The 14,725-nt window shown below is 62.3% G+C and carries 11 protein-coding genes; 2 read left to right on the forward strand and 9 right to left on the reverse strand.

The features are described 5' to 3' along the window. The first annotated feature begins 154 nt into the window (after positions 1–154). Positions 155–2,776 (forward strand): hypothetical protein, encoded by a 2,622-nt coding sequence (locus HMPREF2836_RS05045; protein ID WP_070629660.1) that lies wholly within the window; start codon positions 155–157, stop codon positions 2,774–2,776. A gap of 138 nt (positions 2,777–2,914) precedes the next feature. Here the strand turns inward: HMPREF2836_RS05045 and HMPREF2836_RS05050 are convergent, their stop codons facing one another. From HMPREF2836_RS05050 to HMPREF2836_RS05090, 9 genes are all read right to left on the reverse strand, one after another. Continuing rightward, positions 2,915–3,259 (reverse strand): type II toxin-antitoxin system HicB family antitoxin, encoded by a 345-nt coding sequence (locus HMPREF2836_RS05050; protein ID WP_070629662.1) that lies wholly within the window; start codon positions 3,257–3,259, stop codon positions 2,915–2,917. Continuing rightward, positions 3,252–3,503, reverse strand: coding sequence for a toxin HicA (locus HMPREF2836_RS05055; protein WP_049337750.1), 252 nt, complete (start codon positions 3,501–3,503; stop codon positions 3,252–3,254). Before HMPREF2836_RS05055 ends, HMPREF2836_RS05050 begins: the two co-directional genes overlap by 8 nt. Positions 3,504–3,623: 120 nt before the next feature. Then, positions 3,624–4,715, reverse strand: a complete 1,092-nt coding sequence (locus tag HMPREF2836_RS05060) for a 6-phosphogluconolactonase (protein WP_070629664.1) — start codon at positions 4,713–4,715, stop codon at positions 3,624–3,626. Next, complete coding sequence (locus tag HMPREF2836_RS05065) at positions 4,708–5,694, reverse strand: glucose-6-phosphate dehydrogenase assembly protein OpcA (protein ID WP_005506118.1); 987 nt, start codon at positions 5,692–5,694, stop codon at positions 4,708–4,710. The genes HMPREF2836_RS05060 and HMPREF2836_RS05065 overlap by 8 nt, the downstream gene beginning before the upstream one ends. Beyond that, complete coding sequence (gene zwf, locus HMPREF2836_RS05070) at positions 5,691–7,238, reverse strand: glucose-6-phosphate dehydrogenase (RefSeq protein WP_005509118.1); 1,548 nt, start codon at positions 7,236–7,238, stop codon at positions 5,691–5,693. Before zwf ends, HMPREF2836_RS05065 begins: the two co-directional genes overlap by 4 nt. Before the next feature lie 324 nt (positions 7,239–7,562). Continuing rightward, the gene (gene tal / locus HMPREF2836_RS05075) at positions 7,563–8,663 is read right to left on the reverse strand and encodes a transaldolase (protein ID WP_070629666.1); all 1,101 of its coding nucleotides are present in this window, start codon (positions 8,661–8,663) and stop codon (positions 7,563–7,565) included. 171 nt (positions 8,664–8,834) lie between these two features. Further along, positions 8,835–10,937, reverse strand: coding sequence for a transketolase (gene tkt, locus HMPREF2836_RS05080; protein WP_070629667.1), 2,103 nt, complete (start codon positions 10,935–10,937; stop codon positions 8,835–8,837). A 674-nt stretch (positions 10,938–11,611) separates the two neighbouring features. Continuing rightward, positions 11,612–12,511, reverse strand: coding sequence for an ABC transporter permease (locus HMPREF2836_RS05085; protein WP_070629669.1), 900 nt, complete (start codon positions 12,509–12,511; stop codon positions 11,612–11,614). After that, positions 12,508–13,641, reverse strand: coding sequence for an ABC transporter ATP-binding protein (locus HMPREF2836_RS05090; protein ID WP_070629671.1), 1,134 nt, complete (start codon positions 13,639–13,641; stop codon positions 12,508–12,510). The genes HMPREF2836_RS05085 and HMPREF2836_RS05090 overlap by 4 nt, the downstream gene beginning before the upstream one ends. A 174-nt stretch (positions 13,642–13,815) precedes the next feature. Here HMPREF2836_RS05090 and HMPREF2836_RS05095 point away from each other — a divergent pair, with 174 nt between their 5' ends. Continuing rightward, the gene (locus tag HMPREF2836_RS05095; protein ID WP_070629673.1) at positions 13,816–14,664 is read left to right on the forward strand and encodes a helix-turn-helix transcriptional regulator; all 849 of its coding nucleotides are present in this window, start codon (positions 13,816–13,818) and stop codon (positions 14,662–14,664) included. The last annotated feature ends 61 nt before the right edge of the window (positions 14,665–14,725 follow it).

Below are 14,725 nucleotides of genomic sequence, written 5' to 3' on the forward strand. Positions count from 1 at the left end.
GCAACACGTAATGGTCGGTTGCCCCGCGAATACACACCCTCGCAGGTCACCGATGACCAAACCCCGCGACAACCCGCGCCCACGCCGCTACGATAAGAACATAGACACACCACCGACGGTGACAGCCGGGTGAGACCAACGGAAAGGACGACCCGTGACCACTCCCTACGACGCATCCCCCTACCTGCAGGAATCACCCTACCTCAACGAATCCGCCTACCTTCACGGCGAAGCGCCCGAGGGCCTCAGCCCCCTCGTGCGCCTCATCCTGATGCGCCGCTACGGCGTGTACGTCTTCACCGACCTGTACGGCCCCTACTACCGCTCGAACTACTCGAGCATTAACGAGCTGCACCACTCCGGCGCATTCGACACCGACCTGGGACGAGTATCCGTCCTGAGCAATTGCGGTCTGACCCTCAGCCCTGAGTCCCTCGCCCAGGCGCTGAACGCCAGCGCCAACGAATTCGCCCTGTTCGCAACTATCTGGTCCTACGAATACGGGTACCGCCCCGGCCGCGTGTTCCGCCGCGACTTTGATCTGCGCGCCCTGACGCTCACTGACGAGCAGCGCTACACCGAGCAGATCATGCACTACCTCTCCAACCCGTACTACAACCCGGACGGCACCGAGCGAATCCTTGGCGGCCTGCCCGAGAACTACGTGCCCTACGAGTGGCAGCAGCCGATGAGCCGCTCCAACTTCACCAGCATGGAACGCAACCGCCGACCCCTGCAGATGGTCAGCGGCGTGCAGAACGCCCTGATTATGGCGGGTGCCCTCTACCAGCAGCTGCTCGGTCAGCAGCAGGCGTACAACCAGACCGACCAGCGCGATCTGGTGGCGCTGCGCCGTTTCCTCGCCCAGCATGACGCGTTGCCGGCTGCCCGACCGGAGAACAGCAGCCGCGAGAACCGCGTGTTCATCGCCGCCTGCCTGCACCCCGAAGACGCTGAGCACCTGCGCACCATGAAGGAGGCACTCGCCCTCGCCGCCGCCTACTCGCGTCTGCGTTACAACGGCACGGTGGGGGACCTGAGCCTGAGCATCGCGCCGCGCCTGAAGCTGCGCCGTAACGAACGCACCCGCATCGCGCACCTGCTCAACCGGGTACTGGAGGCTGACCCGGTTGGTGCCCGCTACGACAGCGCACCCGCCGCCGAAATGTACAAGCGCCTCGTCAAGGCGGTTCACCCCGGCGACTACCCGTCGCTGACCGCGCTGAGCCGCTGGGCTGACGACCTGTACCGCGGCGAGGTGTACAGCTTCGAATCGCTGGTGGACCGCGCCTACGCAACCCGGGATGCGCAGAACGTGGCACGTCTGCTCTCGACCCGCCCCGGCGTGTTTGCACGCCAGCTGGTGCGCGCCCTGGATGCTTTCGAAGCGCCCCGCTACGGCATTGATACCGCGCCGAGCCCCGGCCAGCAGATCATCTTTGACGCGTTTGCCGCCGTGGCGCCGCGTGTTTCCGCGCCCATCCTGGTGCAGATCCGCAACCTGGTGACCCTGCAGCGTAACGCGCTCGCGAACCCGCCCAAGGAGCGCCCCGCCAACCCGGTGGCGGTGCAGGAGGACCGGGAGATGGCTGACTATGCGCGCCGCACCCCGGAGGGCGTCGCGAGGGTTCAGAACCTCATGCAGAACGCGGGCATCCCGAACCCGCTGGGCTCGTTCTTTGACCGTAACGCCGGCCTGTCTAACCCGCACACCTCTGTCCCCGAGAGCCCACGAAACACTCAGCGTGCCGCGGCTTCCACTCAGAAGGCTCAGCCTGCCGCCCCGCAGCGCATGAACCTGTCCAAGACCGGTATCGCCACCATGATTCCGGCGCGCGAGTACAGCCCGGCGGTGCTGGACCTGCTGGAGCGCCTGGTCGAGATTGGTCTGTCCGGCCGTCTTGCCGAGACCAGCATCTACCTGCCCGAGCAGGTGGGCGATACAATCATGCCGCTGAACACCCGCAGCGCCCGCCCCTCCCTGGACGGTATGGGCCGCTACAACACCTCCACGGTGCATCTGCCGCCCACCGGCGTGATCCGCCTCTTCTGCTTCTGGGATGAGGGCGTGGACATTGACCTGTCGCTGATGATGTTCGATGCCGAAGGCAACTACATGGACAAGATTAGCTACTGGTCGCAGACCGTGAAGAACAGCCAGGGCGCCATTTACGCGCACCACTCCGGCGACATTACCGACGGTACCGGCGGCGCCTGGGAGTACATCGACATTGAGGCGCGCAAGGCGCTCAAGGCGGAGGTGTGCTACCTCGTGCCGGTGGTGCAGCTGTACTCCGGTTTCGGGAAGACACACACCCTGGCCGCGGTGAACGACCTGCAGGCGGGCTTCATGGTGGTTCCCGCCGTGGGCGTGGGTGAGGTGCACGAGGTGAGCCAGGTGCACACCAAGTTCACCTTGCGCGCTGAGAGCCGCGGCGTGCTGCCGTTCATCGTGGACCTGCAGAACCGCGACCCGTACGACATTCCCGATGAGACCGACGCCATCGTGAAGGTGACGGATATCGGTCTTGCCCGCGGCATTAACGTGTTGCAGTCCGGCGCGAATATCACCGCCGTGCGTGAGCACTTTGACTGGGCGCAGCCCATGACGGTGCGCGAGTACCTGCAGTTGACCGGCGCGAAGCTCACCCCGAGCCCTGAGGAGGCGCAGCAGGTGCTGGAGGCGACGGTTCCGTCGCTGGCGGCACTGTACGTGGGCTTTGAGAGCGAAGCGGAGGAGGCCCAGGAACAGGAGCCGCAGGAACAGGATGGGTAGAATCCTGCCGCTGCTGAACAGTAGGCGGGCGTAGCAAGAGTGGAGCCCCGGATAGTCGAAACTATCCGGGGCTCCACTCTTTTGTCATGTCATAACATTTTGGAATCTTCGTTGGATGATGAAGATGTACTGGCTTACTTAGGCGACTGCTTCGAGCTGTTGGCTCACGTACTGGTTCAGGCTCTGGTGAGAAAGCGCTGCCTGCTGAACCAGACGACGATGCAATTGCGGTGAAACACGCAAGTTGAATCGTCCTGAGAAGGAACGCAGAGAGAACGGTTCGGGTGCCTCGCGGCCGTCTTCTTCAAGAATTTCGAGGGTGTCGGCGACGACTTCTCGGATACCTGCGAATGCCTCGGTAGAGGTCGGTGCCAGGTATGAGAGGCTGGGAAATTCGGCGACGGTTCCGACGAATTCCTGGTCATCTTCAGACCACTCGACGCGGTAGGTGTAGAGCTCTTGGCGGGGGAGAGCGTTAGTCATCGTTATTCTCCAATTTTCGAATGGCTGCTAGAACCTGCTTAACTTGGTATTTCTTTGCTTTACCAGAGTTTCCCTGCTGAATGTTGACAATAGGGTCACCATGCCAGGGCGTGCTGTAGTAGTGGTGAGAACCGCGGATACGCGGCGCTCCAAAGAAATGGGTGCATACCTTTTGAAGTTGAGTGAAAGTAACGTTTTGAGGGCTGGCGGCCATCTTCGCGACTAAATCTTCAATACTCGGCATACTTCATGGTACCACTTCTAGTACCATTTCGGGCTGGTTTAAAAACCATAGAGAAAAGCCCCGGATAGTCGAAACTATCCGGGGCTCTACTCTTTTGTTGATGCAGTTCAGAACCGAACCTTACGGGCGGTTCTCAGGAGCCAGCGACTCCTCGGTTGCAAAAATCAGGGTCTGCTTCTTACCGCGTGCACCCACCGCCGGGGTTTCCAACAGCAACTCCGCGTTCAGGTCCTCAGCGTCCAGCTTCGCGCCAGCCAGAAGGCGGCTGGTCGCAGCCTGCTTATCCTCACCGGTGATGAGGAAGAACACGTGACGCGAATTATTGATAATCGGCAGGGTCACCGACACGCGCTCAGCCGGCGGCTTCGGCGAATCAGAAACCATCACGGTCACAGCCTTACCGCCCTCAACCGGGTCCTCCGGCAGACCGGTACCCAACAGAACCTGCTTACGGCCCGGGAACAGGGACGCAATATGACCGTCCGGGCCCATGCCCAACAGGGTGATGTCAAAGACCGGTGCGGGCCACTGGCCGCCACCACCACCGCAGCCTCCGCCGCCGCATCCGCAACCACCTGCGGGCTCAGTAGCCTCAGCGTCAAAGTCTTCGAGAGTGGTCTCTTCGATGGACTGCTCGGGTGCGGAAGAGCCGCAACCGCCGCCACCACAACCACAGCCGCCGGAGCCGCCGTGTTCGTGACCCGCGCCGCCACCGTGACCGCCAGCCAGCGGCAGTTCGGTTGCGCCCTCGGGCATCTGCACGCTCACAGCCGGTGCAGAACCGGCGTAATCACGCATCTCAAAGGCGTAGTGCTCAGCTGCAGCTTCCAGGCCGGTGAAAATATCGGACGGGCCCATGCGGTGCACATTGCCCACGACCAGGCCGTGCGACAGCAGGGGAGCGAGCAGCACCTCAATAGCCTGACCGTCATTACGTTCGGGGCTACGCTCGGGCACGTAACGCTCATCGGAGAACCAGAAGTGCACGCGGGACCAGTCGATATCCTTCACGCGCTCGTTCTCAGCCCACGCCTTCAAAGTGGCGATACCCATGGTGCCGCCGGTCAGCGAAATGTGGGCGATTGTGCGCTCAGAGAGCACGTGCTCAATGATGTCGAGGATGCGGGACACCGCGTCCGCTGCGAGAGCGTCGCGGGTCGGGTGCGCCACCAGGGTGGGGGTGGATGCGCCCATGTTCTGAATCTTAGGCATCGAAAACCTCCGGGTATTCTTCGAGATCCAGCATGTCTTCAGGCTGGCAGGTATCGTCCACGAGGGTGACGGTGCACAGCGCCTGCTTCAGCACGTCACCGTAGGTGTCGTCCGGGTCGAGGCGGCGCAGCTCCTCAGAGATGCACTCGGCGAGGGTACGCACCGGCAGCGCAATCTGCTGATCGGGCGCGTACGGGGTGGAGATGGTTGCCACGGAAATGCCGGGGCGGAACATCGTCACCGAACCGTCTTCACGCTCAATGCTGACGCGGTACAGGCCGCGGTTTGCCGCGCCAATGGTGGCGAGGTGCACGGGTGCTTCAAGCTTCCAGCCGAGCCACGTACCGAGTAGCACCACGGACGGGGACTTGCTCGAACCCCACACAACCACGCGGCGCACGGGGGAGGAAGGCATCTGCTCCATGAGCGCTGCCAGCTGGGTGCGCCACAGGGTGAGGCGCGTCCATGCCAGGTCGGTGTCGCCTGCACGGAATACGTCGGTGAGCTTACGCAGCGCTTCCTTCGGGTCGTCGGCGCGTGCAGAGTCGGTAATGCGACGCTGCGCGATACGACCGATGGAGTGCTGTGCCGGGTTCTCGGGTACCGAGTGCGGCCACCAGACCACAATCGGGGAGTCCGGCAGCAGCAGACCGGAGATCAGTGCTTCGGTCGGGCGGGATGCGCTACCCCAGCCGCGCAGAACAATCATCTCGGATGCGCCGGTGTCGCCGCCGAGGTGGATTTCTGCATCCAGCTGGTCGGGGTCGAGCGGGTCGTGGGAGATGTGCACAATAATGCGGCTCGGGTGTTCGTGGGAGGCACGAATTGCGGCGCGCATTGCTTCGCGGGAGTGGCCCTTTTCCGCGAGAACAACGAGGGTGAGTACTCGTCCGCTGCTGAGGCTACCGTTGGCGGCAGTCAGGTGGCTCAGTTCCTTATTGATGGCGGAAACGGTGGTGTTATGCAGGTGCGAGATCACGGGCGCCTCCAAGCGCGGTTGTCACGCTCAAGCATCTCGTGTGCTGAACGCGGACCCCACGAACCGGACTCGTAGGGTTCAGGCTTAATGCGGTTTTCTTCCCAGTACTCTTCGAAGGGGTCGAGGATCTTCCAGGAGAGCTCGACTTCTTCGTGGCGGGGGAACAGCGGCGGCTCGCCGAGCAGAACGTCCAGGATGAGACGCTCGTAGGCTTCGGGGGACTCTTCGGTGAAGGAGTGGCCGTAGCCGAAGTCCATGTTGACGTCGCGGATTTCCATCTGGGTGCCGGGCACCTTCGCGGAGAATCGGATGGTCATGCCTTCGTCGGGCTGCACGCGGATGACGATGGCGTTCTGGCCGACCTGCGGGTTTTCACGTTCGCCGAAGAGACGGTCGGAGGACTTCTTGAAGACCACGGCGATTTCGGTGACTCGGCGGCCCAGGCGCTTGCCGGCGCGCAGGTAGAAGGGGGTGCCTTCCCAGCGGCGGTTTGCGATGGACACCTTCAGCGCTGCGAAGGTTTCGGTGCGGGAGTCTGCGGGGATGTCGTTCTCGTCGAAGAAGCCGTTGACGTGCTCGCCGCCCTGGTAGCCTGCGGCGTACTGGCCGAGCGCGAAGGAGTTCGGCAGGTCGTCGATACGGACTGCTTCGAGGACCTTCGCCTTCTCGGCGCGCAGGTGCTTAGCGTCGAGGCTGAGGGGCTCTTCCATAGCGGTGAGGGCGAGCAGCTGCAGCAGGTGGTTCTGGATGACGTCGCGGGCCGCACCCACGCCGTCGTAGTAGCCTGCGCGGGAGCCGATGCCGATGTCTTCAGCCATGGTGATCTGGACGTGATCCACGTAGTGGGAGTTCCAGAGGGGCTCGAACATCTGGTTGGAGAAACGCATCGCCAGGATGTTCTGAACGGTTTCCTTGCCCAGGTAGTGGTCGATGCGGAACACGGCGTCGGGCGGGAAGACTGCCTCCACGATGGAGTTCAGTTCGCGTGCGCTCTCAAGGTTGTGGCCGAAGGGCTTCTCAATGACCACGCGGCGCCAACCGTCGACGGGGTTGACGGTGTCGTTATCGCGCGATGCGAGGTCGTGTTCGGCGAGCTTGGTGAGGACCTGCTCGAATGCCTTCGGGGGGATGGAGAGGTAGAAGGCGTGGTTGCCGTGAGCGCCACGCTCGTCGAGTTCGGCGAGGGTGCTCTTGAGTTGTTCATAGGCTGCGTCGTCGTTGAAGGCACCTTCAACGAATCGCATGCCCTGCTGGAACTGGTTCCATACGTCCTCGCGGAAGGGGGTGCGGGCGTTTGCCTCAACAGATTCACGCACATAGGCGCGGAAGTCGTCATCGCTCCAGGGGCGGCGGCCGAAGCCGACGAGGCCGAAGCTCGGCGGGAGCAAACCGCGGTTCATGAGGTCATACACTGCCGGAAGCAGCTTCTTGCGGGCCAGGTCACCGGTTACGCCAAAGAAGACGAGCGCGGACGGCCCCGCAATGCGGGTAATGCGGCGGTCGCGAGTGTCCCTGAGAGGGTTCGCTTCATGACCGATAGTCACAATATATTCCTTTGATTGCCTTGGTTGGTTCGTGCGGCGCGCGGTTCGTACCTTGTCGCGCGGAGGCGATGCCGCATTCTGGAAGGTGTGTACCCTGTATTGTACCGGTTTTGACGGGATTGTCTCAGTGGCACCCTAATTCGCCGAGATTCCCCGAACGGTGAAGCTCTGGCGGGAACCCCGGCGGATTAGGATGCGGTGCCGCGGTGCGCATCGGGCGGTGCACACCGGGAACGCATTGGTCATGCGCTATATTTCAGCGGCTGCTGAACTTCAGTGGCTTCCGAATTTCAGCAGCTATAGATTCGGCTGTGTCGCCTAGTTCTACTTAGCCTGCTCGAGTGCTTCGCGGACGGTCTGCAGCAGCTCTTCCCAAGAGACGTCGAACTTGGACAGGCCCTCAACCTCGAGCTTCTCCACGACCTCCGCGTAGGAGACGTAAGCGGAGATAGCGTCCAGAACCTCATTCGCTTCGGAGTAGTTCGGAACGATGGTGTTGCCGGTAACCTCGCCGTGGTCGGCAACAGCGTTCAGGGTTGCCTCGGGCATGGTGTTCACGGTGTTGGGTGCGACCAGGCCGGTGACGTACAGGGTGTCCGGCAGGGACGGGTCCTTCACGCCGGTGGATGCCCACAGCGGGCGCTGTACGTTCGCGCCGTGTGCCTGCAGACGTGCCCAACGCTCGGAGGAGAACATTTCCTCGAACACCTCGTAGGCGAGGCGTGCGTTTGCCAGGCCTGCCTTGCCCTTGAGCTGCACAGCGTCGCCGCCGGCAGCTTCGAGGCGCGCATCGATTTCGGTGTCTACGCGGGAGACGAAGAAGGATGCGACCGAGTGGATGGTGGACAGGTCCTTACCGTTCTCCAGCGCCTGCTCCAGGCCGAGCATGTAGGCGTTGATGACCTCGCGGTAGCGGGTCAGAGAGAAGATCAGGGTCACGTTCACGCTGATGCCAGCAGCCAGGGTCTCCGCGATGGGGCGCAGGCCTTCCTGGGTTGCGGGGATCTTAATCATGACGTTTTCGCGGCCCACGCGCTTGTAGAGTTCACGTGCCATCTTGGCGGTGCCTTCGGCATCGCGTGCCAGGCGGGGGTCAACCTCGATGGAGACGCGGCCGTCAAAACCGTTGGACGCCTTGTAGACGGGTGCGAACACATCGCAGGCTGCGCGTACGTCGTCGCAGGTTGCGGCGAAGACTGCCTCTTCAACGCTTGCGCCGGCGGCGGCAAGCTCACGCATCTGCTCAGCGTATGCGGCGCCCTTGGAGAGCGCGCCAGCGAAGATGGTGGGGTTGGTGGTCACACCGACGACGTTGTGGGTCTTGATGAGTTCGGCAAGGTTGCCGCTGGTCAGACGCTCACGGGAGAGGTCGTCAAGCCAGATGGAGACACCGGCGTCGGAAAGCTTCTGAGTGGACTCAGACATGTGAAAACCTACGATTCTTTGTCGAAATTGAAATTTGAGATATCAGTGAAATCTTCTGGGCGGCGGGAGGCTCCGGCTGAGCGGTCAGCCGGAGCCTACCTGTTGCGTCCGCACCCCACCCGTACAGGGGGAGCGCAGTGTGCGCGGCAGTTACCGCGGCGTTGTTATTGCCTACTTAGCGGCCTCGATGGAATCCTTAGCGGCGGCCACGACAGCCTCCGCGGTGATACCGAATTCGCGGTACAGGGTCTTCGCATCGGCGGATGCACCGAAGTGCTCGATGGATACGGCGCGGCCGGCGGTGCCGAGCAGGTCGTACCAGCTCATCGCCAGGCCAGCCTCGACGGAGACGCGGGCTGCAACCGAGGAGGGCAGAACCGACTCGCGGTACTCTGCGTCCTGCTCAGCGAACCACTCACGCGAAGGCATAGAAACCACGCGGGCCGCGATACCCTGCTCAGCGAGGGTTGCGCGAGCCTGAACAGCGAGCTCAACCTCGGAACCGGTAGCGATCAGGATGACATCCGGGGTGCCCTCGGTGTCAGCCATGATGTAGCCGCCGCGTGCGGTGCCCTCAGCGGAAGCGAACTTCTCACCCTCAGCGTCTGCGTGCACGTCTTCACGAGCCCAGACGGGCAGGTTCTGACGGGAGAGCACGAGGCCTGCGGGGCGGTCGGACTTCTCCAGGATGGTGCGCCATGCGACGGCGGTTTCGTTAGCGTCCGCGGGGCGAACCACGTCGAAGCCGGGGATAGCGCGCAGGGAGGAGAGGTGCTCAATCGGCTGGTGGGTGGGGCCGTCCTCGCCCACACCGATGGAGTCGTGGGTCCACACATACAGTGCGGGAACACCCATCAGCGCGGAGAGGCGAACAGCCGGGCGCTGGTAGTCGGAGAACACGAAGAAGGTGCCCGAGAACGCGCGGGTCGGGGAGGAGAGCACGATGCCGTTGACGATTGCTGCGGCAGCCTGCTCACGAATACCGAAGTGCAACACGCGGCCGTAGGGGCTGCCGGTCCAGTCTTCGGTGCTGCGCGATGCCGGGTTGAAGGACTCCGCGCCCTTGATGGTGGTCAGGTTCGAACCGGCGAGGTCAGCGGAGCCGCCCCACAGTTCGGGGAAGGTCTCAGCGATAGCGTTGATGACGGTGCCGGATGCCGCGCGGGTTGCCACGGAGGTGCCAGCCTCGAACACGGGGAAGGCAGCCTTGTAGTCTGCGGGCAGTTCGCCTGCGACGAGGCGCTTGTACAGTTCGGCGCGCTCGGGGTTAGCCTTGGCCCATGCCTCGAACTTCTCGTCCCATGCCTTGTGCGTAGCGGCGCCGCGCTCGACAAGCTGGCGGGTGTGTGCCAGGACGTTCTCCTCGATGAAGAAGCTCTTGGCGGGGTCGAAGCCGAGCAGTTCCTTGGTTGCGGCAACCTCTTCGGCGCCGAGCTTGGAGCCGTGCACTGCGCCGGTGTTCTGCTTGGTGGGTGCAGGGTAGCCGATGATGGTGCGCAGCTCAATGAAGGAGGGCTTGTCGGTGACAGCCTTCGCACGCTCAATAGCGGCGTACAGTTCTGCAACGTCCTCAACGTAGTCGCCGGTGCGGGTCCAGTCCACGCGCTGAACATCCCAGCCGTAGGACTCGTAGCGCTTTGCCACGTCCTCGGTGAAGGCAACGTCGGTGTCTTCCTCAATGGAGATGTGGTTGCGGTCCCAGACGACGATCAGGTTGCCGAGCTCCTGGTGACCTGCGAGCGCGCACGCCTCGGCGGTGACGCCTTCCTGCACGTCACCTTCGGAGGCGATGACGTAGACGTGGTGGTCGAAGGGGGAGGTGCCCGGTGCTGCTTCGGGGTCGAACATGCCGCGCATACGGCGCTGTGCGTAGGCGAAACCAACGGCGGATGCCAGGCCCTGGCCGAGCGGGCCGGTGGTGATTTCTACGCCCTTGGTGTGCTTGTATTCGGGGTGGCCGGGGGTGAGGGCACCCCAGGTGCGCAGGGCTTCCAGGTCCTTCATTTCGAGACCGTAGCCGCCGAGGAACAGCTGAGTGTACAGGGTGAGGGAGGTGTGGCCGGGGGAGAGGATGAAGCGGTCACGGCCTTCCCAACGGTCGTCGGAGGGATCCTGGTTCATGACCTTCTGGAAGAGCAGGTAGGCGACCGGCGCCAGGCTCATTGCGGTGCCGGGGTGACCGGATCCGACCTTTTCTACGGCGTCTGCGGCGAGGATACGTGCGGTATCTACGGCGCGCTGGTCGGTTTCTGTCCACTGGAAGTTCTCTGCCACGTGGGTGTCCTTTCACAACGTGAGTGGATGCGCCAGCAGGCTTGTGCTAGCGCGCTGTCCGTCGGGTGTAACGTGCCTTCGGGGGCGCTTATTCCCGCGCCGGTAGGTGACCGGGTAGGTACCAGGGTAGGTGCGGGGCGTCCGGAGAGTTGTTTCGACCCTTTCGTTTTAACAGGATAGTTCACTGGGCGGAAGTATCCGGTGTGTGAATGCAGACATTCACAGGGTGATACGGGGCTGAGATGGAGAAAAAGCGACGCTACAACGCGGGCTCTGCGGATTTCGCGGTGCACGTTTGAGCTGTGTTTCTGAGCTATGCGCTGAATATTGTTCAGTAACGTAACAATTTTTGTGTAAGTGGTGAAGCTCATGTTAAGGTTGAGCAGGAAGGTTGCAGACCGAAACAGTGGTTGGGTCGGTCTGCATCTCGGTGATTGAAGCCCCTCCTCTGCGTAAGAACCATTGATTATCTTACTGTGGTGGTGAGATAAAAGGTTCTGGAGGAGGGTGCTTTCTTTTAGTCTCTGACCGTGCACTTTGTGCGTGATTGAGGCTAAAGGTTTGTGTTATATGAATGGGCGCCGGATATGGTCGGAAACATATCCGGCGCCCGCCTTTTTAACCTGCAGTTGCTTTAGCTGTATGCGCGAAAAGCGCTGCCTGCCAGGTTGATACTAGTCAGACCACTTGAACTTGCGCGAGGCAATAAACCCAATGACCACGGTCCACACGATGAGTACCCAGTGCGGGTCGGCGAGCCACTGATGCTGAATGAAGTTGCCGCGCAACGCGTCACCCAGAGCCGCTGAGGGCGACCACGCCACGATTCCGGCGTACCAGTCGGGGAAGGACTTCAACGGGAACACCACGCCGCCGGCACCGGCAAGAATCACCCAGGCAATATTCACGATGGCGAGGGTCGCCTCCGCGCGCACCGTACCGGCAATGAGCAGACCCAGCGCCGTAAACGCGCCGGCACCCATGAGCATCGTGATGATGGAGCGCGAGACGGCGATAGCGTCCGGGCGCCAGCCCAGACCGTACCCGAGCGCCGCAACCAGCGTGAACTGAATCGCCACGACCACCAGCACCGCAATGCACTTGCCCATGATCAGACCGTTACGGCCCAGGGGAGTGGTCGCAAGGAACCGCAGCACGCCGTAGCGGCGATCAAAACCGGTGGCAATGCCCTGACCGGACAGCGCCGTAGAAATCACGCAGAGCGCCAGAACGCCGGGGACCGCCGCATCCATGCGGGATACTCCCACCGAGTTCGCGTACTCATCAATCAGACCGGTGAACCGCAGGGCGATAAGCGCCATGACGGGAAAAATAATGTTGAGCATCAGCTGTTCGCCGTTGCGGAGCATCGCCATCGTCTCGTAGCGGCCCTGCTCAATGACGCGCACGAGCGGGTAGTTCGCGCGCGGGGGAATGTACTCCTCGTCTTCGTCAATAGAAGAGACCCTGGGGCGGGTGTCCGCGGCGTGTTCTTCCATTCGGCGTTCTTCCGCCCGGCTCTCTTCTGCCTGAAGTTCTGCTCGCTTGTTGTTAGTGCGTGCGGTGTTGCTCATCGGATATCACGTCCTGAAATGTCGAGGAAGACATCCTCAAGAGTCTTCGGTTCCATGGTGAGAGAAATCGGCATGAGGTAACGTTCGGCGAGCGCTGAGGTGAACGCCGCCAGATGCTCGGGGCGTAGCGCGCCGACCAGCTCATACTCACCGGGCACGGAGGGGGCGCCGTCACGAGCCGGGGTGTAGGGCACCTTCTCGATGAGCTCCACACCGGCACGCAGATGCGCGGGCAGCAGCTGCTCGCGGGTGGGGGTGGGTGCATCCAGCGTGTACTGCAGGCGGTTCATGCCGTCGCTGGCGATGAGCTCGGAGACGGTGCCTTCCTGAACCGTGGTGCCGTTTTCAATGATGTACACGTAGTCGGCGAGCTTCTGTGCGTCGTCAATCAGGTGCGTGGTGAGCACGATTGCGGTGCCGAGTTCACGCTGTTCACGAATGATGTCGAAGACGACGTTGCGGGATTGCGGATCCAAACCCGCGGAGGGCTCGTCGAGGAAGAGCACATCCGGGCGTCCAATGAGGGCGGCGGCGAGGGAGACACGCTGCTTCTGACCACCCGAGAGGCGGCGAATCGTGGTGCCGTTGAAGGCATCAATGCCGAGGCGTTCTGCAAGCTCTTCAACCGGGTACGGGTCGGTGTACATGGTCGAGATGTGCTCGAGTAGCGGAATGGGGTGCATGGCGTTGGGCAGGCCGCCGTCCTGGAGCATAATGCCGACCTTGGCGCGCAGCTCCGGGTCTGCCTGCAGCGGGTTTTCTCCGAGCAGGCGCACGGTACCACGGGTGGGTTTGAGCAGACCCTGGGCGCAGGCGAGGGTCGTGGTTTTACCGGCACCGTTGGCTCCGAGTAGGACGACCACCTCACCGGGGAAGACGCGCAGGTTGACCTTGTTGACGGCGCGGTAGAGCCCGCTGGCGGTGAGCCGTTCGGGGTATTTGGTGCGGAAGGCGCGTGAGGGTTTGAACTCTTTGATGAGGTCTTTAATAGTGAGCGCCGGTTCTTCGGCGACGATGCGTCGTCGTGCGGTGGGGGAGGCGCTGGGCTCCGTGTGGTGCTCAGCGTGTGCCGTTGGCACGGCGGATGCACGCCCCGGGTGGTCCTGCTGGCCCGCGGTGGTGGTCTCCATAGACAGTCACTTTCGATTTTTTCGAGGATGAGCGTGTGTGCCCCTTCATCTTATGCCCTAACTCACGTTTAAGGCACACTCATCATGACCCAAAAGTTCGCTTTAAGGTAGAAAAGCTAGCAAGTAGGGGTACCTAACTAGCCAAAGAAAAACTAATTAGGACATACTTTACTTGTGTATTCCGTGAATAAGACCCCTCAGCGCGCCTCAATGAACGAGGCGCAGACCCGAAACGGCACCCGAACCGCCGCCTCGGGCTCTACTGGTGCTTCCAGTACAAAGTCCTCCGCGGCACGCACATCCAAGCGCAAAGCCGAGGCAGAAGAACGCACCAGGGACCGCGTCCTGCGCGAAGTCCTCAACAACGGCCCCGTATCCGCAGCAACCCTCGGTGAGCTCCTCAGCCTCACCCCCGCAGCGGTACGCCGCCACCTCGACGCCCTCGAATCCAACAACATGATCGAGGTCGCGCCCATCAAAAAGCACGGCGCCGGAGCTGGACGACCCGCCCGCCGCTACGTGATTGCCCCCCAGGGCCACGAACGCCTCGGCAACGACTACCTCATCATCGCCCGCGACGCCCTGCAAATGCTCCGCGACACGGTTGGGCAGGAAGCCCTCGAAGCTTTCGCCTCCGCCCGCGCCGCAGAAATGGAAGCCCGCTACCGACCCGTCGTAGAAGCCGCCGGTGATGACGTGGCAGCCAGTGCGCAGGCGCTCGCAGAGGCAATGAGCAAGGACGGTTTCGTGGCGACCGCTCAGGTCACCGCGCCTCCTGCAGGACGAACCGTTCCCGAGCATTTTCTGGCAAGTATTCAGCTCTGTCAGGGTCACTGCCCGGTACGTGACCTCGCTGGAGACTTCCAGGTGTTCTGTGAGCAGGAAACCGGGATTATTTCTGACCTGCTCGGCGTTGATGTCCGTAGGCTTTCAACCATGGCTTCGGGTGCTCACGTGTGTACCACGCACGTGCCCCTGAACCGCGTCACCGCCGAGGGTGAGAAGAACGCAGAAGAATCCTAGAGAAACTTATTCCTAGAGAAACCTTCCGCGTAACGCTTACCGCAGTACCTCGCGGCGCACC

The sequence above is a fragment of the Rothia sp. HMSC065C12 genome, assembly GCF_001812085.1.
Lineage (GTDB): Bacteria > Actinomycetota > Actinomycetes > Actinomycetales > Micrococcaceae > Rothia > Rothia mucilaginosa.